This is a genomic window from Thiomicrospira microaerophila, from assembly GCF_000934765.1.
In the GTDB taxonomy this organism is placed as follows: Bacteria; Pseudomonadota; Gammaproteobacteria; order Thiomicrospirales; family Thiomicrospiraceae; genus Thiomicrospira; species Thiomicrospira microaerophila.
The window spans coordinates 3,727-24,464 of record NZ_JYNN01000034.1 but is presented as its reverse complement, the minus strand read 5'-3'; the positions used below and the strand labels follow the sequence as shown (position 1 = coordinate 24,464).

Annotated in this window: 18 protein-coding genes; 16 read left to right on the top strand and 2 right to left on the bottom strand. The window is 47.0% G+C overall.

All coding sequences use genetic code 11. From position 1 onward, the window contains the following. A partial coding sequence (locus NA59_RS10570; protein ID WP_044412154.1) for an AAA family ATPase occupies window positions 1-271 on the bottom strand: 271 nt, incomplete at its 3' end. A gap of 579 nt (window positions 272-850) precedes the next feature. Between NA59_RS10570 and NA59_RS10565 the strand changes: the two genes are divergently transcribed. The 10 genes from NA59_RS10565 (at window position 851) to NA59_RS10520 (ending at window position 13,757) form a co-directional block, all read left to right on the top strand. After that, window positions 851-3,121 (top strand): ABC transporter permease subunit, encoded by a 2,271-nt coding sequence (locus NA59_RS10565; protein ID WP_044412151.1) that lies wholly within the window; start codon window positions 851-853, stop codon window positions 3,119-3,121. A gap of 25 nt (window positions 3,122-3,146) precedes the next feature. Then, on the top strand, window positions 3,147-4,796 hold the full coding sequence (gene pstA / locus NA59_RS10560) for a phosphate ABC transporter permease PstA (protein WP_096777610.1): 1,650 nt from the start codon (window positions 3,147-3,149) through the stop codon (window positions 4,794-4,796). Between the two features lie 271 nt (window positions 4,797-5,067). Further along, complete coding sequence (gene pstB / locus NA59_RS10555; RefSeq protein WP_232504078.1) at window positions 5,068-5,859, top strand: phosphate ABC transporter ATP-binding protein PstB; 792 nt, start codon at window positions 5,068-5,070, stop codon at window positions 5,857-5,859. A gap of 53 nt (window positions 5,860-5,912) precedes the next feature. After that, complete coding sequence (phoU, locus tag NA59_RS10550; RefSeq protein ID WP_044412142.1) at window positions 5,913-6,650, top strand: phosphate signaling complex protein PhoU; 738 nt, start codon at window positions 5,913-5,915, stop codon at window positions 6,648-6,650. Between the two features lie 7 nt (window positions 6,651-6,657). After that, the gene (gene phoB, locus NA59_RS10545) at window positions 6,658-7,356 is read left to right on the top strand and encodes a phosphate regulon transcriptional regulator PhoB (protein ID WP_044412139.1); all 699 of its coding nucleotides are present in this window, start codon (window positions 6,658-6,660) and stop codon (window positions 7,354-7,356) included. Window positions 7,357-7,373: 17 nt separating this feature from the next. Then, on the top strand, window positions 7,374-8,705 hold the full coding sequence (phoR, locus tag NA59_RS10540) for a phosphate regulon sensor histidine kinase PhoR (protein WP_044412136.1): 1,332 nt from the start codon (window positions 7,374-7,376) through the stop codon (window positions 8,703-8,705). A gap of 277 nt (window positions 8,706-8,982) precedes the next feature. After that, window positions 8,983-9,951, top strand: a complete 969-nt coding sequence (locus NA59_RS10535; RefSeq protein ID WP_044412133.1) for a PstS family phosphate ABC transporter substrate-binding protein — start codon at window positions 8,983-8,985, stop codon at window positions 9,949-9,951. Between the two features lie 320 nt (window positions 9,952-10,271). After that, a complete protein-coding gene (locus tag NA59_RS10530) occupies window positions 10,272-11,288 on the top strand; it encodes an ArsJ-associated glyceraldehyde-3-phosphate dehydrogenase (protein ID WP_044412131.1) in 1,017 nt (338 codons plus the stop codon). Window positions 11,289-11,302: 14 nt separating this feature from the next. Continuing rightward, window positions 11,303-12,493: an organoarsenical effux MFS transporter ArsJ gene (gene arsJ, locus NA59_RS10525; protein ID WP_044412128.1), complete on the top strand. Its 1,191-nt coding sequence runs from the start codon at window positions 11,303-11,305 to the stop codon at window positions 12,491-12,493. A gap of 223 nt (window positions 12,494-12,716) precedes the next feature. Continuing rightward, window positions 12,717-13,757, top strand: coding sequence for a porin (locus NA59_RS10520; RefSeq protein WP_044412125.1), 1,041 nt, complete (start codon window positions 12,717-12,719; stop codon window positions 13,755-13,757). A 401-nt stretch (window positions 13,758-14,158) separates the two neighbouring features. On the opposite strand, the gene NA59_RS10510 is transcribed toward NA59_RS10520, so the two are convergent. Next, complete coding sequence (locus NA59_RS10510; RefSeq protein WP_052501618.1) at window positions 14,159-14,455, bottom strand: PP0621 family protein; 297 nt, start codon at window positions 14,453-14,455, stop codon at window positions 14,159-14,161. 136 nt (window positions 14,456-14,591) lie between these two features. Here NA59_RS10510 and sucC point away from each other — a divergent pair, with 136 nt between their 5' ends. The 6 genes from sucC to NA59_RS10480 all read left to right on the top strand — a co-directional run bounded on the left by sucC (window position 14,592) and on the right by NA59_RS10480 (window position 20,566). Then, window positions 14,592-15,761: an ADP-forming succinate--CoA ligase subunit beta gene (gene sucC / locus NA59_RS10505; RefSeq protein ID WP_044412119.1), complete on the top strand. Its 1,170-nt coding sequence runs from the start codon at window positions 14,592-14,594 to the stop codon at window positions 15,759-15,761. Next, complete coding sequence (sucD, locus tag NA59_RS10500) at window positions 15,758-16,630, top strand: succinate--CoA ligase subunit alpha (RefSeq protein ID WP_044412116.1); 873 nt, start codon at window positions 15,758-15,760, stop codon at window positions 16,628-16,630. Before sucC ends, sucD begins: the two co-directional genes overlap by 4 nt. 27 nt (window positions 16,631-16,657) lie before the next feature. Then, the gene (locus tag NA59_RS10495) at window positions 16,658-18,289 is read left to right on the top strand and encodes an NAD+ synthase (protein ID WP_044412113.1); all 1,632 of its coding nucleotides are present in this window, start codon (window positions 16,658-16,660) and stop codon (window positions 18,287-18,289) included. 63 nt (window positions 18,290-18,352) lie between these two features. Beyond that, window positions 18,353-18,817 carry a L,D-transpeptidase gene (locus NA59_RS10490; protein ID WP_044412164.1) on the top strand — a complete coding sequence of 155 codons (465 nt, stop codon included), beginning with the start codon at window positions 18,353-18,355 and terminating at the stop codon, window positions 18,815-18,817. Beyond that, the gene (gene nikB / locus NA59_RS10485; protein ID WP_044412110.1) at window positions 18,814-19,737 is read left to right on the top strand and encodes a nickel ABC transporter permease; all 924 of its coding nucleotides are present in this window, start codon (window positions 18,814-18,816) and stop codon (window positions 19,735-19,737) included. The genes NA59_RS10490 and nikB overlap by 4 nt, the downstream gene beginning before the upstream one ends. Before the next feature lies 1 nt (window position 19,738). Further along, a complete protein-coding gene (locus NA59_RS10480) occupies window positions 19,739-20,566 on the top strand; it encodes an ABC transporter permease (protein ID WP_232504076.1) in 828 nt (275 codons plus the stop codon). Window positions 20,567-20,738 lie beyond the last annotated feature (172 nt).

Below are 20,738 nucleotides of genomic sequence, written 5' to 3'. Positions count from 1 at the left end.
CATCCGAAAAATTTAAATGCACCACCGGATAGGTTTTAGCCCAATCCCATTTATCTTCAATGTACAAACCCTGGAACCAGGCCTGGTTGCCTTCAAACAATTCTTTAAGGGTATCGACCAACAAACTTTTACCAAACCGACGCGGACGCGAGAGAAAAAAACGTCCCGCGCTGTTTACTAGCTTGTGAATCAATGGTGTTTTATCAATATAGATAAAATCGTTTTCACGAATCATGCTAAAAGTTTGAATCCCAATCGGCAGTTTTTTCATCCAGCGTTCCCGTTGATTTTGATCGTTTAATCATTTTAACACGTTAGATTGAAAGCCACGTAATCTTGCGTTAATTTCCAGGGCAAACGTATCTAAAGTATTTAATAAATCAACAGCTTACAATCAGGTTTCGCTCCCACGTTGAACGTCACGGCCATTAAGTTAAGAAAAAACGGTCACTGCGAGAGCGCAGCGACGCGGCCAACGAAGTCAGCGCGAAGCCTGAATCTCTCAAGGGCGTGCACAGTCTGAAAGAGATTGCCACGGCCTTCGGCCTCGCAATGACCAACTTCTTTTACCCAGAGACGTCACCCTGCGCGAAGTCGCAGGATCCAGCCGCTGGCGGCAATAGACCCTGCGACTTCGCGCAGGGTGACAGGGCAATGAGGGAAACAAGTCCAGTTGCCCCACAATCCTTAACTTAGTGGCCGTGACGCACAGCGTGGGAACGAGGTTAACTTTCGATCAGTGCCAACCAGGCCTGGTTGTAAATCCCCGCCTTTTTGTTATTTGACATATTCCTGTCATATTCACTCTATATATTAAGCTTGTTCAATTTACTTTAACTGGGAATCTATTATGAGCGAGCAAACAAAGCAAGGTCTGCATGACACGCTTAATGGGCCAAAAACCAAAAAGCGTTTGGCTATAAGGCGTTTTAAAGATCATGCCGCTAAGTATGGTATCAGCGTGGGCGGGGTGAGCATTATTTTTGCTGTATTCCTGATCATGTTCTTCTTAATGTATGTGGTACTACCCATTTTTACGCCAGCGACCATTGAGAAACGTGTCGAAATGCAGGTGCCGGGCGGGATGGATACGAAAACGCTTCATTATGCGCTGGATGATCATCGTGAAGCGGGCGTTCGAATTACGGATACGGGCCGTATTATTGGGTTTTCTACTGAAAATGCGGATGTCATGCTTGATAAAACGCTGCCTATCCAAAATAGCCGCATTACAAGTTTTACATTAATAAATGAAGCCGAGAATGAGTTTGCTTTTGGTTTTGCTGATGGGCGGGTGTTGATAGGCAAAATCAGCTTTCGTATTAGTTACCCAAATAATCAGCGATTGGTTTTGCCAGTGATTGAGTGGCCTTATGGTGAAGAAGGTAAGCAGATCATTAATGAGCCGATTGAGCAGTTAGCTGTGCGTGAGCGTGAAACCGCGATGATGATTGTGGTGCAAGCGGCGGGTTCAAATGTGCTGCATGTGCAAACTTTCCGTAAGCGTTCTTCGTTTTTAAGTGATGAGGTGCAGCTTGATTTAGATGAGCGTACCCAATTCACGACGGAATCTCATGTCGATCATATGCTGTTAGGTGGATTGATGCGTGATTTGGTGTTAGTGAGTCATGATGGTCAGGCTTACTACTACTCGCTTGCGAATATGAGTCAGCCCGAACTCTTGCAAAAAGTGCGGGTGATTCTTCCGGGTGAAACGCTGACGAGTGTGCGTTTTTTGAATGGTAATACCTCAATGATGTTTGGGACGGATACCGGACGCGTTGTGCAGTGGTTCCCTGTGCGTGATAAAAATAATGATTTTGCGTTGCAAGAAATTCGAAGTTTTCAGCGTGACAGTCACCCGGTTATTTCGATGGGGATGGAGGCAACGCGAAAGGGCTTTGCAGTAGGCGATGCACAAGGTGGTTTTCATTTGTATTATTCCACATCGCATCGCCATTTGCGCAGCGTTGATGTGGCGAATGAACCGCTTAGTTTTGTTCGCTTTGCACCGCGTTCTAACGGCGCCATCGTGGAAACCGCGTCAGGGCGCTTGATTAGTTATGATATTGATAACCCACATCCAGAAGTGTCGTTCGGCAGCTTGTGGAATAAGGTTTGGTATGAGGGCTATTCAGAACCCACTCACACTTGGCAGTCTTCGTCAGGTAATGATGACTTTGAATTTAAGTTTTCCTTAACCCCCTTAACCTTCGGTACGATTAAAGCGGCGCTTTACTCGATGCTGTTTGCGGTGCCGATTGCGATTTTTGCGGCGATTTATACCGCCTTCTTTATGGACAAACGCACTCGTCAGTGGGTAAAGCCCTCGGTGGAGTTAATTGAAGCCTTGCCAACGGTTATTTTAGGATTCTTGGCAGGTCTGTGGCTTGCGCCCTATGTCGAATCCAACCTTCCCGCCTTCTTTGCGATCATTATCGTGGTGCCGCTGGGGATACTGCTGTTTGGCTATGGATGGTCGCGAATGCCAGACAAAATTCGCTTGATGATTCCGGTCGGACGTCGTGTGGTATTGATGATTCCGGTGGTGGCCTTCTTGGGATGGTTGTCGATGGCGATGAGTGATCCGCTGCAATATATGTTCTTCCAAGGTGATATGCGTACCTGGTTAACAGAAACCGCAGGCATCACCTATGACCAACGTAATGCGATGATTATCGGTTTTGCGATGGGCTTTGCGTTGATTCCGACTATTTTCTCGGTAGCGGAAGATGCGATCTACTCGGTACCTAACTATTTGGTTAACGGTTCTTATGCCTTGGGTGCAAGTGGCTGGCAAACCTTGAAAGGGGTGGTGTTACCGACTGCCAGTCCAGGTATTTTCTCCGCCATTATGTTGGGCTTTGGTCGCGGTGTCGGTGAAACGATGATTGTATTAATGGCATCGGGCAATACGCCGCTGATGGATATCAACCTGTTTGAAGGGATGCGTACCTTGTCGGCTAACTTGGCGGTAGAAATGGGCGAAACCGAAGTGGATAGTACCCATTATCGTGTGTTGTTCTTAGCGGGCTTGGTGTTGTTTATGTTCACCTTCTTCTTTAATACGGTGGCCGAGGTCGTTCGACAGCGTATGCGTCGTAAATACGGTCAACTTTAAGCCCATCAATCAAAGGAATAGTGTAATGAAAACATGGTTAAATAAAGGCGAGCATTGGGTTTGGTATAGTGCTGCCGCTGCCGCTGCCTCAGTGGTGTTGGTGTTTGGTTTGCTCTTAATGATTGCCTTTCGTGGGTTAAGTCACTTTTGGCCTCATGCGGTGTATGAGTTTCAAATTCAGCCGACACCCAGTGCCCAGATTCAATTGGTTCAAGGTGAGATTCACAATACACGGATGCGTGAAACGCGTGACCCGGAAAACCCAGGTTTTGTATTGCGTGAACCGCAGATTCTAATTAAAACCGGTAATCGAGACCTGTATAGTTTTGACTTTAGATGGGTAGATCAAGCGCATATTGTCGGTCAAACCTGGAATAAAGCTCAAGGTATTAGTGTGATTGAGCGTTATGCGTCGGGCAATATGTACGGCTATATTCAGTCATTTAAAAATAACCAGCTTGAATTAACGGAGCGTGATCAGGTTTTTAAAGCGATTAATGCGGCGATAAGAGAAGGTGATAAGATTCGTAGCAAAATACGTCACCTTGAAAAAAGTGTAATTGGTGGTATTAACCACGACTTACAAACCCTACGCTATGATCAACGTAAACTAGAGATGCGCGATCGACTCACGCCGGCTATTGAAGCGGAATTTGAAGCCAAGCGTCAAGCGATGCATGATCAGTTTGGTGTGTTACAGCTACAGCTTGATGGCTATTATAAAGAGCTTAGAGCCTTGGGTACGGTCACGGTACGCGTGGGTGATGACAGAGATGTTGAGGTAAATGTGAGTCAGTTCGTTAGGTTTTGGCAGCCTAATGAAATGCATCTTGGCAACAAACTGAGTTCTTTTTTTAGTTCAGTTGGTTCGTTCTTAACCGATGACCCGCGTGAATCGAATACAGAAGGCGGGGTGTTTCCTGCTATAGTCGGTACGCTGACGATGGTTATCATGATGACATTATTCGTGATGCCCATGGGGGTGATTGCAGCTATTTATATGCGTGAGTATGCCAAGGAAGGTAAATTGCTGCGTTTGATCCGTATTTCGATCAATAACCTAGCCGGTGTACCCTCTATTGTGTTCGGTATCTTTGGTTTAGGGTTTTTCGTGTACGTATTGGGCTATTCAGTCGATCAGATGTTCTACAGTCATGCTTTGCCTAATCCCACCTTTGGAACCCCGGGTTTACTTTGGGCTTCTCTCACCATGGCGCTCTTGACCTTGCCGGTGGTGATTGTGGCGACTGATGAAGGTTTGTCACGCATTCCTCGCGCCCTGCGAGAAGGGGGATTGGCACTGGGCGCGACCAAGGCTGAGGTCATTATGCGCATTGTGCTGCCGATGACAACGCCTGCGATTATGACAGGCTTGATCTTAGCGGTCGCCCGCGCAGCGGGTGAGGTGGCGCCTTTGATGCTCGTCGGTGTGGTGAAGTTAGTGACCGAGCTGCCTGTCAACGCCAATGCACCATTTATTCATTTGGATCAGAAATTTATGCATCTAGGCTTTCATATCTATGATGTCGGCTTTCAAAGTCCTAACGTAGAAGCCGCTCAACCGTTGGTTTACGCGACCTCTTTATTGTTGGTGGTATTGATTGTGAGCTTAAACCTAGCGGCGATTGTGATTCGTAATCGATTGCGTGAAAAATACAAGTCACTGGATAATTAAACAATTAACCCGGATGTTTCATAAATTCGCGTGATGATCGCGCAGGATATTGGTTTCCCAGTGCTTTTTTTGAAGGAGTGCTGTAGTTATTCATACAGCCGACTGAGAAAAAAGTACTGGGGAATCAATAGACAAGCGAGAGCGCGTGAACTTTATGAAATATCCGGGTTATTAGAAATCAAGCCTTTTCTCAACCAGGCCTGGTTGAGAAAAGCTTAGCGAATTGATGAAAAGGAATAATGAAATGAGTAACAATACAGTTAAAGTGGCGATGGATCGAGATAACCGTGGGTTGGCGTTAAGTGATGAGAAAATGGCGATTCAGGTTAAGGATTGGAATCTGTATTATGGAAAATCGCAGGCGTTGAAAAATGTCACGATGGATTTACCTGAAAACCGTGTTACTGCTTTTATCGGGCCATCGGGCTGCGGTAAATCAACCTTGTTGCGTTGTTTTAATCGAATGAATGATTTGATAGATATTGTCAGTGTAGATGGAAAAATGTTGCTACACGGTCAAGACATGTATGCCAAAGAATTGGATGTCGCTGAAATTCGTCGTCGTATCGGCATGGTATTCCAAAAGCCAAACCCATTTCCTAAATCTATATATGAAAACGTTGCCTATGGCTTACGTCTACAAGGTGTGAACGATAAAAAAACACTTGATGAAACCGTTGAATGGGCGTTGAAAGGCGCGGGTTTGTGGAATGAGGCGAAAGATCGCTTGCATGAAAATGCCTTGGGTATGTCAGGTGGTCAGCAACAGCGGTTGTGTATTGCGCGTGCGATTGCGATTCAGCCTGAAGTGTTATTGTTGGATGAACCGACTTCAGCCCTAGACCCGATTTCAACGCTGGCAATTGAAGAATTGATTTTTGAATTGAAAAAAGATTTTACGATTTTGATTGTGACCCATAACATGCAGCAAGCGGCACGCGTCTCAGATTACACCGCGTTTATGTATATGGGTGAACTGGTTGAGTACACAGATACCGATAGTTTGTTTACCAATCCACAGGTGAAGCGCACCGAAGACTATATTACGGGTCGTTATGGTTAAGTTTGGCGCATGTTAATGAAAAGTAAAAAACATTGAAATAAAAGGAATTTACCATGAATAGAAAAGAATTTGGCACTCACGTGTCGGCCAGTTATAACCAGTACCTTGAAGACCTGTTTAATCAGATTTTAGAAATGGGTAGTTTGGTTGAGCGTCAATTACAAGCTTCGGTTGTGTCATTACAAAATGCTGATTATGACTTGGCCCGTGAAGTGATTCAACTCGATAAATTAGTCAATCGCGAAGAAATGGAAATTGATCGTTTGTGCGTGCGTGTGTTAGCACGTCATCAGCCGACCGCTTCTGATTTACGTTTAATTGTGTCATCGATTCGCATCGCGGTTGACTTGGAGCGTATGGGCGATGAAGTTGTTAAGATAGCGCGCTTAGTGTTAAGTTTAGAAGCTAGAGTTGATATTGACTGTCAAAACCTTCAGGGCTACAAGCAGTTAGTTGAGATTACCTCGCGCGCTTGCGACATGGTTAAAAACGTATTGGATGCCTTTACGCGCATGGACTTATCAGGTGCGGCGGCGGTTATTGAGGAAGAAAATCGAGTCGATGAGTTATTCGCGCTTGCCATCAGCGGTGTGACAAAAAACTTTAAAGAAGACAAGCATGACGTTGAGTGTTTGTTACAGTTGGTTTATGCTTTACGTGCCGCCGAACGCATTACTGATCACGCGAGCAATATTGCTGAATCGGTTGTTTACTTGGTGAATGGTCAAGACATGCGTAATATGGATGCAACCGCTTTAGGTAAATATCTAGCGTTGATGAAAGAAGAGTAGGAAAGCTATGCCACAAGCCAAAATTTTAATTGTCGAAGATGAAACCGCAATTCGCGATATGTTGAGTTTTACGCTGCATGCCGCCGAGTTCGAGGTGGTCGAAGCGGCGAATGCGGAGCAGGGTTGGGCGATGCTTTTAGAGCATAAGCCCGATCTGCTGATTTTGGATTGGATGCTACCCGGTGTGAGCGGTGTAAATTTGGCCAAGCGCATTCGTCAGAACGACCAGACGCGCGCTTTGCCACTTATTTTGCTCACCGCGCGCGGCGAGGAATCGGATCAAGTACAGGGTTTTGAAGCGGGAGCCGATGATTATGTCATTAAGCCTTTTTCTCCACGCGCGCTGGTGGCGCGGGTGAAGGCGTTACTGCGCCGCAAAGATCCTGAAGGCGCGTTGCATGTTGATGTGCTTGAGCGTGGAGATTTAAAGTTGGATTTATCCAGTCATCGATTCTGGGCAAAGTCTGAGGAAGTCAAGCTGGGTCCTACTGAGTTTCGATTGATTCATTTTTTTATGAGCCATCCCAATCGCGTGTATTCACGCAGTCAGTTGTTAGATCAGGTGTGGGGCGATAGTGTGATTGTGGAGGAACGCACGGTCGATGTGCATATTCGTCGTTTGCGTCGCCTTTTGGAACCCGTGTCTTGTGAAGACTATATCCACACCATTCGCGGTGCGGGTTATCGTTTTTCCATTCCTGAATAACCAGGCCTGCTTGCATTATGCTCAGCATCAAACCCGTCAGTTCACTTGAAGATTCTTCACGGATTGTTGAAGAATTAATTGGTGTGGGTGCACTTTTAAGCGCGGCGATGCTATTGGGCGGCTTAACCGGTTTTTGGGGGCTGGCTTTTCTGATGGCATTTGGGATTTATCTGGCGCGTAATTTATTTTATTTTTTGCACTTTTTGAATCTGGTTCGCAGTCGGGCGCTAGAACCCAGTAAGGCGCCTTTTGGTGTCTGGGGGGATATTTATGAGGCGTATTTTGAAAAGGTATTTCAAGACAAGCGGCGAATCAAACGTTTGCGTTCTGAAACTGATCAAGTCTATGATGCGATGAATCTGCTGCCCGATGCGCATATTTCTTTAAATGAAAAGTTTCAGATTGAATGGGTTAACCACAGTGCAGAAAACATGCTGGGGCTCAGGCGTAATGATGCAGGTCATAAAATCACTAATTTATTGCGCCAAAATGAAATGGTGCAGTACCTTGAACGCCAAGATTTTGGTCATGCGATTGAGTTTTATTTAAGTGCCGAGAGTACCCGGCGTTTGAGTGCCAAGATCGTGCCTTATTTTGATAAGCATTATCTATTGATTATTCGCGATATCACCGATGCACATAACCTCGCGCAAGTACGCCGTGACTTTGTCGCGAATGCTTCACATGAACTGCGCACGCCCTTAACGGTGTTAAATGGTTATTTGGAGCTAATGCTTGATAGCGCGGATTCCTTACCGGTGATTTGGGCCAATCCCTTAACCCAAATGCATCAGCAATCCTTAAGAATGCAAAATATTATTAATGATTTGCTCACGCTATCGAACATTGAAGCGGAAGATGTTGAGTTAGAAGCCGACTATGTGCCGGTGCATAGTATGTTGCAGAAGCTGGAAGCCGAAGCGCAACAGCTAAGTGGTGGTAAACACCAATTTCATTTTAACCTTGAATCGAAAGAGGGGCTATTGGGCAAAACCGAAGCCCTGCGCTCGGTATTTACCAATTTAGTATCCAATGCGATTCGTTATACCCCCGATGGCGGCGAGATTTGGGTGCGCTGGTATCAAACGCCTCAGTCGATGGTGTTTGAGGTTAAGGATACGGGGATAGGGATAGCACGGGAACACATACCACGCTTAACCGAACGTTTTTATCGTGTTGATACCGCGCGTTCGCGCAGTTCCGGTGGCACAGGGCTAGGCCTGGCGATTGTTAAACACATTATTGAACGGCATCACGCTAAACTAGCGGTCTATAGTCGTTTACAAGTCGGCTCAACCTTTCGTGTTGAGTTTCCTATTTCGTTAAAGCACAGCGAACCAGACGTTTAGTTTTTAAATCCATAAACCAATTGTCATAGCGAGGCCGAAGGCTGTGGCAATCTCTGGCAGACTGCGCACGCCCTTGAGAGATTGCCGCGTCGCTGCGCTCCTCGCAATGACGGTTTTTTTATTTACGTAACCCGCACATTCTCAAGATGTCATAAAACTGTAATGCTTTGTTCATTCCATTGTTATGTTTGGCTTTCATAATTTAACGCGAGTCTTACGAAGGATTTAAATGTTTTAAATCCAAGTAATTTTAATCTCTCCTAAGGAGCAATAATACATGTTAAATCGTAAACTACTTTCCGCGTTAGGCCTTGCGGCGGCTTCATTAGCAGTTCAGCCAGCCATCGCAGCGGTTGATCCAACTTTGCCAGACTATCAGCGTACTTCAGGCGTTTCAGGTAGCTTAACTTCAATCGGTTCTGATACCCTAAACAACCTTATGACCATGTGGGGCGAAGAGTTTAACCGTTTCTATCCTAACGTTAACTTCCAGGTACAGGGCGCGGGTTCTTCAACTGCACCACCCGCGATCACTGAAGGTACCGCTCAGTTGGCACCGATGAGCCGTGAAATGCGTGCAGGTGAAATCGCCGCGTTTGAACAGCGTCACGGTTATGCGCCTACTGCGATTGGTGTAGCGATTGATGCGTTAGCGGTATTTGTACACAAGGATAACCCCATCAAAGGCTTGACCATGCAACAGGTTGATGCGATGTTTTCATCAACGCGTTCTTGTGGTGCTACACAAGATATCGATACTTGGGGTAAAGCGGGCTTAACAGGTGAATGGGCTAACCGTTCAGTTCAGTTATACGGTCGTAACTCGGTATCAGGTACTTATGGTTACTTCAAAAACCGCGCACTTTGCCGTGGAGACTTTAAAAATGCCGTAAACGAACAACCCGGTTCGGCTTCGGTGGTTCAAGGGGTATCAGCGTCTACTAACGGTATTGGTTATTCAGGTGTCGGTTACCTAACGGCCAGCGTACGTTCTGTGCCTTTAGCACAGCGTGCCGGTGATCCTTTCTACGACGCAACACCTGAAAATGCGGCAACAGGCCAGTATCCATTGGCACGCTTGTTGTATGTGTATGTTAACAACGCACCCAACAGAGCGATGGATCCAGCGACCAAAGAATTTATGACATTAGTATTGTCTAAGCAAGGTCAGCAGGTTGTATTGAATAACGGTTATGTTCCGCTTCCAAAAGCGGCATCAGATCGTGAAAAGAGAAAGTTACAATAATTTATTGTTAGCTTGATAAAAAATCCCTCTTAGTGAGGGATTTTTTTTAGCCCTCATTTGTGGATTAGACAAAACCCGGATATTCCATAAAGTTCACGCGCCCTCGCTGGTCTATTGATTCCCCAGCGCTTTTTTCTCAGTTGGCTGTATGAGTAACTACAGCGCGCCTTCGAAAAAAGCACTGGGAAACCAATATCCTGCGCGATCATCACGCGAATTTATGAAACATCCGGGATAAAACTTCACAAAGCGTCATTTATCACGGGTTATAATATTCGCAATTTCAAATATAAAGTTGATTATCACAAGGAGTAACACAAATGACAATTAGAATAGCCATTAATGGTTTTGGTCGTATGGGGCGTTTGGCGATGCGCGAGGTCTGGGATTGGCCGGATATCGAAATCGTCCATATCAATGAAATCGCCTGTGATGCCTATTCATCAGCGCACTTGGTGACCTTTGACTCAGCACACGGTCGCTGGTTCCATGAAGCCTTTGGCGAGGGTGATGCGATTTATGTCGGCGACAAAAAAATTAGCTACTCAATGAATAAAGCGATTGAAGACACCGATTGGGCGAGTATGGATTTGGATTTGGTGATTGAATGTACCGGTAAATTCCGCACGGTTGAACAGGTTAGCGCCTATTTGGAGCGCGGCGTTAAACAAGTCGTGGTCGCCGCGCCGATGAAAGAGGGGATTAAAAATATTGTGATGGGCATCAATGACCATATTTTTGAAGCCGGCAAAGACCCAATTATCACTGCCGCCTCTTGCACCACCAATTGCATTGCCCCGGTGATTAAAGTGATTCACGAGCAATTTGGCATTAAACACGGCATGATTACCACCATGCACAACATCACCAACACCCAAAAAGTGGTGGATCATGGTCATGCGGATTTACGCCGCGCACGTGCGAGCTTCCAATCCTTAATCCCAACCACTACAGGTTCGGCCACCGCCATCGGCACGATTTTCCCTGAATTAAATGGCAAGTTGAATGGCATTGCGGTGCGCGTTCCGTTTATGAATGCCTCGCTAACGGATTTGGTGTTGGAGCTGAATGTGTCCACCACGAAAGACGAAGTGAATGCTAAATTCAAAGCCGCCGCCGAAAGCTATTTGCAAGGTATTCTAGGCTACGAAGACCGTCCTTTAGTGTCGGCAGACTATGAAGGCGAAAAATGTTCATCGGTGATCGATGCCCTATCGACGATGGTGGTCAATGGAACCCAAGTGAAAGTCTTAGCTTGGTATGACAATGAAATCGGCTATGTCGCGCGGATGATGGAACTTGCCCGCAAAGCGGCCAGACTTAATCAATCGGTTTAACAGAGAAACTAGCAATGAACCCTATTAAACAATACGCGCTGATTACCGGCAACTACTGGGCGTTTACGGTCACCGATGGCGCCTTGAGGATGCTCGTGGTGTTATATTTCTGGCAGTTGGGCTACAGTCCGCTGGAAATCGCGTTGTTGTTTTTGTTTTATGAGTTTTTTGGCATAGTCACAAACCTGGTCGGTGGCTGGCTCGGCGCACGCTGGGGGTTGAATATCACCATGAACATTGGGCTGGGCTTGCAAGTCTTCGCGCTGATGATGTTGACTGTACCGCCCGAATGGTTGGGTGTGGTGTATGTGATGTTTGCACAAGCCCTGTCGGGTATCGCCAAGGACCTCAATAAAATGAGCGCCAAAAGCGCGATTAAAAACCTTGCATCGGACGATTCTGGACAGCTGTATCGCTGGGTAAGTTTGCTCACGGGTTCAAAAAACGCGCTCAAGGGTGTCGGTTTTTTTGTAGGCGCAGTGTTATTGGCGTGGATTGGTTTTGCCAATGCGATGATGGTGATGAGTGGGGTGCTTGCTGGCGCTTTATTGCTCTCCATTATTATGCTGGATGGTTCACTCGGCAAGGCGAAAAATAAGCCGAAGTTTAATGAGATGTTTTCCAAAAATCCACAGCTTAACTGGCTGTCCACCGCACGTTTCTTTTTGTTTGGTGCGCGTGATGTTTGGTTTGTGGTGGCGTTGCCGGTGTTCTTGGTCGGCGTGTTGGAATGGGATCATACCTACGTGGGCGCATTTATGGCGCTCTGGGTGATAGGTTATGGCATTGTTCAAGCCCTATCGCCAAAAATAACCGGTTTAAAATCCGGCGCCAACCCAACAGGGCGAACGGCTAGCGTGCTGGGCTTTGTGTTAGCCGCCGTGCCGTTTGCGATGGCGATGAGTTTAAGCATTGACCCGCAAACTGTGTTAATTGTCGGTTTAACCCTGTTTGGGGTGTTGTTTGCGCTCAACTCGGCGGTGCATTCGTATTTAATCGTGTCGATTGCCAGCGCCGATGGCACCTCAAAAGATGTCGGCTTTTACTACATGGCGAACGCCGCCGGCCGCTTAGTCGGTACCTTGCTATCCGGTTATGTTTATCAAGAGTGGGGCATGGAAGCCTGTTTATACTTCTCGGCAGGCTTTATTTTATTAGCCGCGCTGTTAGTGATTAAAATGGAACCAAAAAAAGCGACCGCTTGATCCTTGTTAATTGATTTAAGCCAACAAAAAAAGCCCAAAACACAACCAGGCCTGGTTATGTTTTGGGCTTTTTTATTGCCTAAATATCTTGTCATATTTCTGTTATTTTTCTGTCTATTATCCTTAAGGAAACCTTAACAAAACATCCCTGTCGAGGCGTTAAAGTATGCGTGTGTTTAATTAACGCGTTTAATTTTTATAGGCAAACGAAAGGGAAACAACAATGAAAAAGAATGTACTCGCTTTAGCAATTGGCGCAGCAATGACCGCTGCTTATGTTCCAGCCATGGCGGAAATGAAGGTTTCAGGCCGAGCTCATATGTCTGTGGATCACATGGATAATGGTGCAGATTCAAAAATGGATTTATCAAGCAACTCATCACGTATTCGTTTTGCTGGAAAAAAAGACATTACTGAAGGCCTGCAAGGTTTTGTTCAGTTAGAAACTACCATCAATTTAGATCGTCGAGCAGAAGATAGCTCAGGAACACGTGGTGATACGTTTATGACACGTGACTCATTCCTTGGTTTTAAGGGGGATTTTGGTACGGTTCGTTTGGGTTATTTTGATACCCCAACCAAAAAAGTAAGAAGCTTTACTGATATGTTCGGTGACCGTGTAGGTGATGCGCGTAACATGACTCAAGGTACTTTTGATCAGCGTTTCCATAACTCTATACATTATCAAGCGCCCGCTATGAGTGGCTTAACATTTGATATTCAGTATTCTACAGACAATCGTGGTCGCTCTGGAGAGCAGGTTGCGACTACGGGTGAGCGTGATTCCGTTTCTACTTCTTTAACCTTTAAATCGGGTGATTTAACCGCTATGTTAGCTTATGAAGCGCAAGGTCGTGGTGATAATGCTAAAGATTGGACAGCTGTTCGTTTAGGCGCAACCTATAATGTAGCAAAAGGGTTCCGTGTTGCCGGTTTCTTTGAAGATGCCGACAAGAATTCAAACGACAACACAGTCATTGGTGTAGGTACTTATTATGATATGACACCAGAATACCGTCTACGCGCACAGTATTACATTGCAGGTGAGTCGAGTGCTAAGAAAGATGGTGCGAACATGTTAGCCTTAGGTGTTGATCGTCGTTTTGGTCGTGATTTGACGCTGTATGCTATGTATGCAGCGACTTCAAACGATTCAGGTGCTGAATTCCGTGTAACGGGCGGTGGTCATGGTTCAAGCATGGCTCCAAGTGCAGCAGGTAAAAATGTATCCGCGATCTCTTTAGGTGCGATTTACAACTTCTAATCGCTCCATGTCTTCTTAGTTAGTTCTAGTTAGTTTTGTACCTCCTCGTTAAAAATGGTACTTTGCCTCGCACACCCCGCGGGGCTTTTTTTTGGCCGTTTACAACCCATCTTAAATCTCCAAAACAGCAACCAGGCCTGGTCACCTAACAAAAAAACCGGTCATTGCGAGGAGTGGAGCGACGCGGCCATCTCTCAAGGCCGTGGCCGTCTGCAACAGATTGCCACGGCCTTCGGCCTCGCGATGACCGTGCTTTAACTTAATGGCCGAGACCTGGTAATAAAGTGCAGTGAATGGCTGTAATTGGAAGAAGGCTATTTTAGCGTTAAATTTTATAACAGTACGTAAATAGAAAAATAAAAAATAAAAGGCCAGACCGCAAAACCTACGGCCTAGTTTTCTTAGTGCGGGGGAGGGGGCACGGTGGGGTTTGCGTTTTTCGAGGTGAATTCAAGGTCTTTAGGGCCTTTTTGCATATGGCCTTCACTACAATACGTGTGCTGACCATCGTAATAGGCTTCGGATTGGGGCAGGTGGATGCCGCAATGCGCGCAGCGCACCATCGCTTGACTTTCGGGCTCATCGCCTTCTCCCGATTCCTCTTTTAGTCTTGCACGGGCATCAATAATGACATTAATCAAATAACGCAGTACAAAATAAATTAGTATAACAATCGATAAAAGTAGAATAGCTTGCATGGGTTTGAGCGCCTTTGGTTAGTTTTAATGACTTTTATTGGTTTATAAGCCAGTTTGTCGTGCAATCATTTGTTAACCATTTTACAATAATCCTAATCTCATTATTAAGACATCTATTTGGAGTTTAACCCTTTCCATGAATTTACATGAATATCAGGCTAAAAAACTGTTTAGCGACTACGGCATTGCGGTGCCACAAGGTGAAGTAATTAACAATTTGGCACAATTGCCAGCCGCGATGGAAAAAATCCAGTCTAATGGCTGGGTGGTCAAGGCGCAAATTCATGCTGGCGCACGCGGTAAAGCGGGTGGCGTGAAACTGGTGAAAAACCTCGAAGAAGCCAGCGAAGTGGCGAGTTCGCTATTAGGTTCGTCGTTAGCCACGATTCAAACCGCAGGCAAAGCCTTACCTATTAGCGAGCTGTTGATTGAGCAAACGCTGGATATTGCACAAGAGCTGTATTTGAGTTTGGTGGTGGATCGCGTGACCCGTCGTTACCGTTTTGTATTGTCTGCCTCCGGCGGTATGGATATTGAAGCGGTCGCGGAGCATCATCCAGAAAAAATCCATACCCTTGATATTAATCCTATTGTCGGTGTGATGCCTTATCAAGCGCGAGAAGCGGGCTTTGCATTGGGTTTGAAAGCCGAAGCCTTTAAACAGCTGGGCGTGATGTTGAACCAGTTTTACAAACTTGCGATTGAAAAAGATTTGGCTCAGGTGGAGATTAATCCATTGGTCGTTACGGCAGATAATCAATTAGTCGCGCTGGATGCAAAGGTCAATATTGACCCGAATGCGCTTTATCGTCAACCAGGCCTGGTTGCGATGCGTGATATTTCACAAGAAGATGTTCGTGAAGCGCAGGCTTCAGAGCATCAGTTAAACTATATTGCGCTTGAAGGTAATATTGGTTGCATGGTGAATGGCGCAGGTCTGGCGATGGCGACGATGGATTTGATTAAGCTTAATGGTGGGCAACCGGCCAACTTTTTGGATGTGGGCGGTGGCACTACGCCTGAGCGTGTCGCTGAAGCATTTAAATTGATTTTATCATCGTCCGAAGTGAAGGCTATTTTAGTGAATATTTTTGGTGGCATTGTGCGCTGTGATTTAATTGCGGATGGCATTATTCAGGCGGTGAAAGAAGTCGGTTTGTCGATTCCAGTCGTGGTGCGCTTAGAAGGCACCAATGTCGAGCTAGGGCGCGAACGCCTCGCACAAAGTGGATTAAAAATTGTATCAGCCGACGATTTGGCGCATGCCGCGAAAACCGTGGTGGAATTGGCAGGAGAAGTCGCATGAGTATTTTAATTAACAAAGACACCCGCGTAATTTGCCAAGGCTTTACCGGTAAACAAGGTTCGTTTCATTCTGAGCAGGCTTTGGCCTATGGCACTAAGATGGTCGGTGGTGTGACACCGGGTAAGGGCGGTCAAACTCATTTAGGTTTACCCGTTTTTAATACCGTGCGTGATGCGGTTAAACAAACCGGTGCAGAGGCGAGTATGATTTATGTGCCGCCCGCGTTTGCCGCCGATTCAATTATCGAAGCGATTGATGCGGGGATTAAGGTGATTGCTTGTATCACAGAAGGCATTCCGGTTACCGATATGATCAAGGTTCGTGCGGTATTGGATGCCTCTGACAGTGTGTTGATTGGACCGAACTGCCCTGGTCTGATTACACCGGGTGAGTGTAAAATCGGGATTATGCCAGGGCATATTCATTTACCCGGCAAAATTGGCGTGGTATCGCGTTCGGGCACGCTGACCTATGAAGCGGTGCATCAAACCACGCAAAACGGCTTGGGGCAATCGACTTGCGTGGGGATTGGTGGTGATCCGATTCATGGCATGAACTTTATAGATTGTTTGAAACTGTTTGAACAAGACCCGCAAACCCAAGGCATTATTATGGTGGGTGAAATCGGCGGCCAAGCGGAAGAAGATGCGGCGGAGTATATTCAAGCCCATGTGACTAAACCGGTGGTGGCCTATATCGCTGGCGTGACCGCACCGGCTGGCAAACGCATGGGGCATGCGGGTGCGATAGTCAGTGGTGGCAAGGGCACAGCACAAGCTAAGTTTGCCGCGCTAGAAGCCGCCGGTGTCACGATTGTACATTCGCCGACGGATTTGGGTTCTGCTATTAAACAGCGTTTGGAAAGCTAAACGCTCTAATTACTGAGGTAAACCACTATGTCACACACAGTTCAGGTTGTAATGGCGCAAATCGACCCACTAGTGGGCGATATTGCAGGTAATGTTAAGCGTATTATTGACGCCGCTGAACGTGCAAGAGATGAACTGAATGCCGATCTGGTGGTGTTTCCCGAGTTAAGCCTAGTGGGCTATCCACCTGAAGACTTGCTATTGCGTCATGGACTCTATCCACAAGTACAATCCGCGCTCACTGAGCTGACCAAACGCGTCAAGGATGTGGCGATTGTGGTCGGTTACCCGATGATGGATGCATTGGGTGAACGATTTAATATGGCCGCATGGATTCATGATGGTTTAATCCAAGCTAGTTATATGAAACAGCATTTACCCAATTATGGCGTGTTTGATGAACAGCGCTATTTTTCATCAGGTAAAAAAGCCTGTGTTATTGAGTTTAAGGGTATTCATTTTGGTTTGGTGATTTGTGAGGATATTTGGCGACCAGGCCCTGTGATCCAAACTGCACGCGCAGGAGCCGAGGTTATTTTGAATTTGAATGCCTCGCCATTTCATGCTGAAAAACACCATGACCGTTTAGAAGTTGCGCGTCGTCGGGTGGATGAGGTTAAATTGCCACTGATTTATGTGAATCAAGTTGGCGGTCAAGACGAGTTAGTGTTTGATGGCGGCTCCTTTGCGATGGACGCCGATGGCGAAATCCAAGTCCAAGCGCAGGAGTTTGAGGTTGATTTGATTCCAGTTGAGCTGGTGAAACAGGCCGAAAATATTGTGCTGATAAATGGTCAGCAAGCCGAACTCTATCGCAGCGAGGCGCGGGTGTATGAGGCGATTAAACTCGGTATCCGTGATTATGTGCAAAAGAATGGCTTTAAAGGCGTGCTGTTAGGTTTATCTGGTGGAATCGACTCGGCGCTGACGCTGGCGCTAGCGGTTGATGCCTTGGGTGCGGAGCAGGTTGAAGCGGTGATGATGCCTTTTCACTATACCGCGCAAATGAGCATAGAAGATGCGCAACAGCAAGCGGATACGATGGGCGTGGCTTATCAGTCCCTGCCGATTGAATCAATCTACAAAGGGTTTGAGTCAAGCTTGGCGCCGCGTTTTGAGGGCATGGCCCCCGACCTAACCGAAGAAAACTTGCAAGCCCGGATTCGCGGTTGCTTGCTAATGGCGATGTCAAATAAGCTGGGGAAACTGGTGCTGGCGACCAGCAACAAGAGCGAATCGGCGGTAGGCTATAGCACCCTGTATGGTGATATGGTCGGCGGATTTTCACCATTAAAAGATGTACCCAAAACCCTAGTTTATCGTTTAGCCCATTACCGCAATGGTATCAACCCAGTGATTCCAGAAAGAGTTATCACTCGTCCGCCCTCGGCGGAATTACGCCCCGACCAATGTGATCAGGATTCCTTGCCGGATTATCATGTGTTGGATGCGATTATCAAAGCTTATGTCGAACTAGACCAAACGCCTGCTGAAATGCACGCCCAAGCCTTAGCCTCGAAAGAGGAGATTGATCGGGTAGTGGGTTTAATTCAGCGCAGCGAATACAAGCGACGCCAAGCCGCGCCGGGTGTGCGCATTTCATTGCGTGCGTTTGGTCGTGATCGTCGTTATCCGATTACTAGCGGCTACAAAGAATAACTAGGTCGGGTTGTGTTAAATCCTGAGCGTTATCGTGAACATCATCGTGAAAATCATATTGAAGTGTGCTTGCGACAGCAAACCTTGACGCTACATCAAGCTGGAAAACCACCGATGAGCTTTCCAATCAGCTCGGCGCTCAAAGGCGCTGGGCAACAAAAAAACTCCAACCAAACCCCTGTGGGTCAACATATTATCCGTGCCAAAATTGGCAACCAACACCCCATCAATAGCGTGTTTGTTGGTCGCCGTCCGACAGGCGAAATCTATACGCCAGATTTAGCGCAAGCCAACCCACAAAGAGATTGGATTTTGAGTCGTATTTTGTGGCTTAGCGGCTGTGAAATCGGGCTCAATCGTTTGGGGCAGGTTGATAGCATGCAGCGTTATATCTATATCCACGGCACCCCCGATAGCGAACCCATGGGCGTGCCCTGTTCACATGGCTGTATTCGGATGCGTAATCAGGATGTGATGCGTTTGTTTGATCTCGTGGCGATCGGCACGCCAGTGGAGATTAAATCATGATCGGTTATCTGCTGCGTCAACTCGGCTCGCTGCTGTTTGTCACCTGGGTGGTGAGCTCCTTGGTGTTTTTGTTGATTCATTTAGTGCCAGGTGACCCTGTATCGGTGATGCTAGGTGATTGGGCTTCGCCAGCGGATGAACAAGCCTTACGCCAGCAGCTGGGCCTGGATAAACCCCTTTGGCAGCAATATGTGATTTATTTTAGCGGCCTGTTGCAGTTTGATTTTGGTCAGTCATTGTTTTTTCAACAGCCGGTGAGTGAATTATTGCTAGAGCGTTTACCGATGACGGCCTATTTAGCGGTGATGGCGATGCTCATTGCCGTTTTGATTGCGTTTCCACTCGGCATGTGGGCGGCGTTAAGGGCGGGGCAGTGGCCTGATTATACAGCGATGACTGTCGCGCTGGTGGGGGTGTCGATTCCGAATTTCTGGCTAGGGCCGATGTTGATTTTATTGTTTTCGATAAGTTTAGCTTGGTTGCCGGTAAGTGGCGCTGACCAGCCCTGGGCATGGGTACTGCCAGCGCTCACGCTGGGCACGGCCTTGGCGGCAATTTTAGCCAGAATGTTACGCGCTTCGTTACTCGAAATTTTTCATGAAGACTATATCCGCACCGCGAAAGCAAAAGGCTTAAACAAAACCCGGGTTTATGGCGTACATGCCTTGCGCAATGCGCTGTTGCCGGTGGTGACGATTATGGGCTTACAGCTCGGTACCTTGCTCGGTGGCGCGGTGATTACCGAAGTGGTGTTTGATTGGCCAGGCTTGGGGCAATTATTAGTTGATTCGATTCAGCGGCGTGATTATCCAGTGGTGCAAGGCTGTATTTTAATTATCAGCGTGATTTATATCAGCGTAAACGCCCTGACCGAGCTGGTGTATGCTTGGCTGGATCCACGAATTAGGTTGGCCAATTAATATGCGGTTTAATTTTCACATCAACACCCTAATGCGCTGGTTGGCGATGGCGATTGTGACCCTGTGGCTGTTAATGGCGATCGGGGCGTTTTTTGTTGGTGAATCGGCCAACCAAATCGATCTAGCCAAGCTGATGGCATCGGGCGATGCACAACGCTGGCTAGGTTATGACGAACTAGGGCGGCCATTATTTGAGCGCTTATTGCTCGGTGCGCAAACCTCCTTGTTTGTTGCGCTGGGTGTGGTGACCTTTTCTGCGTTGATTGGCATTACGATTGGCACCTATAGCGGCTATGTGGGCGGCTGGATTGATCGGGTGATTGTCAAAATCATTGATGTGTTTTTAGCCTTTCCCGGCTTATTATTAGCGATAGGCTTGGCGGCGGTATTGGGACCGGGTATTGAAAATGTGATTATTGCATTAGTGGTGGTCGGTTGGGTGGGTTATGCGCGCTTAGCTCGTGCCCAGGTCTTGAGTTTGCGTCATCGAGAGCACATCCAAGCGGCACGCGCACTGGGTGTGAGCCAGCCGGTGATTTTACGCCGTCATTTGCTGCCCTTAATTGCCGCGCCCTTGGGCGTCGAGGCGACGTTTGGTTTTGCGGGTGCGGTGATTTCTGAAGCCGGTTTGTCGTTTTTAGGCTTAGGTGTACAACCGCCGGATGCCTCTTGGGGGAATATGATTCGGGAGGGCACCCGCTATTTATTGGTCGCACCGCATTTGGTGATCGTCCCCGGTGTGTCCTTGATGCTGGTGGTGTTGGCGATTAATATCCTCGGTGATATGGCGCGCGATAAACTTGATGTGAAGCATCAAACTAAAAAATGATAAATTCCGGCGATGGTCGGAATCTCAAACCGACGGCACACAACCTCAAAAGATCCCGGCCTACGCCGGGATGACGGCGCTGCTATTAAGTTAAAAAAAACGCGTCATTGCGAGGAGCGCAGCGACGCGGCAATCTTTCAAGGGCGTGCACCGTCTGCAAGAGATTGCCACG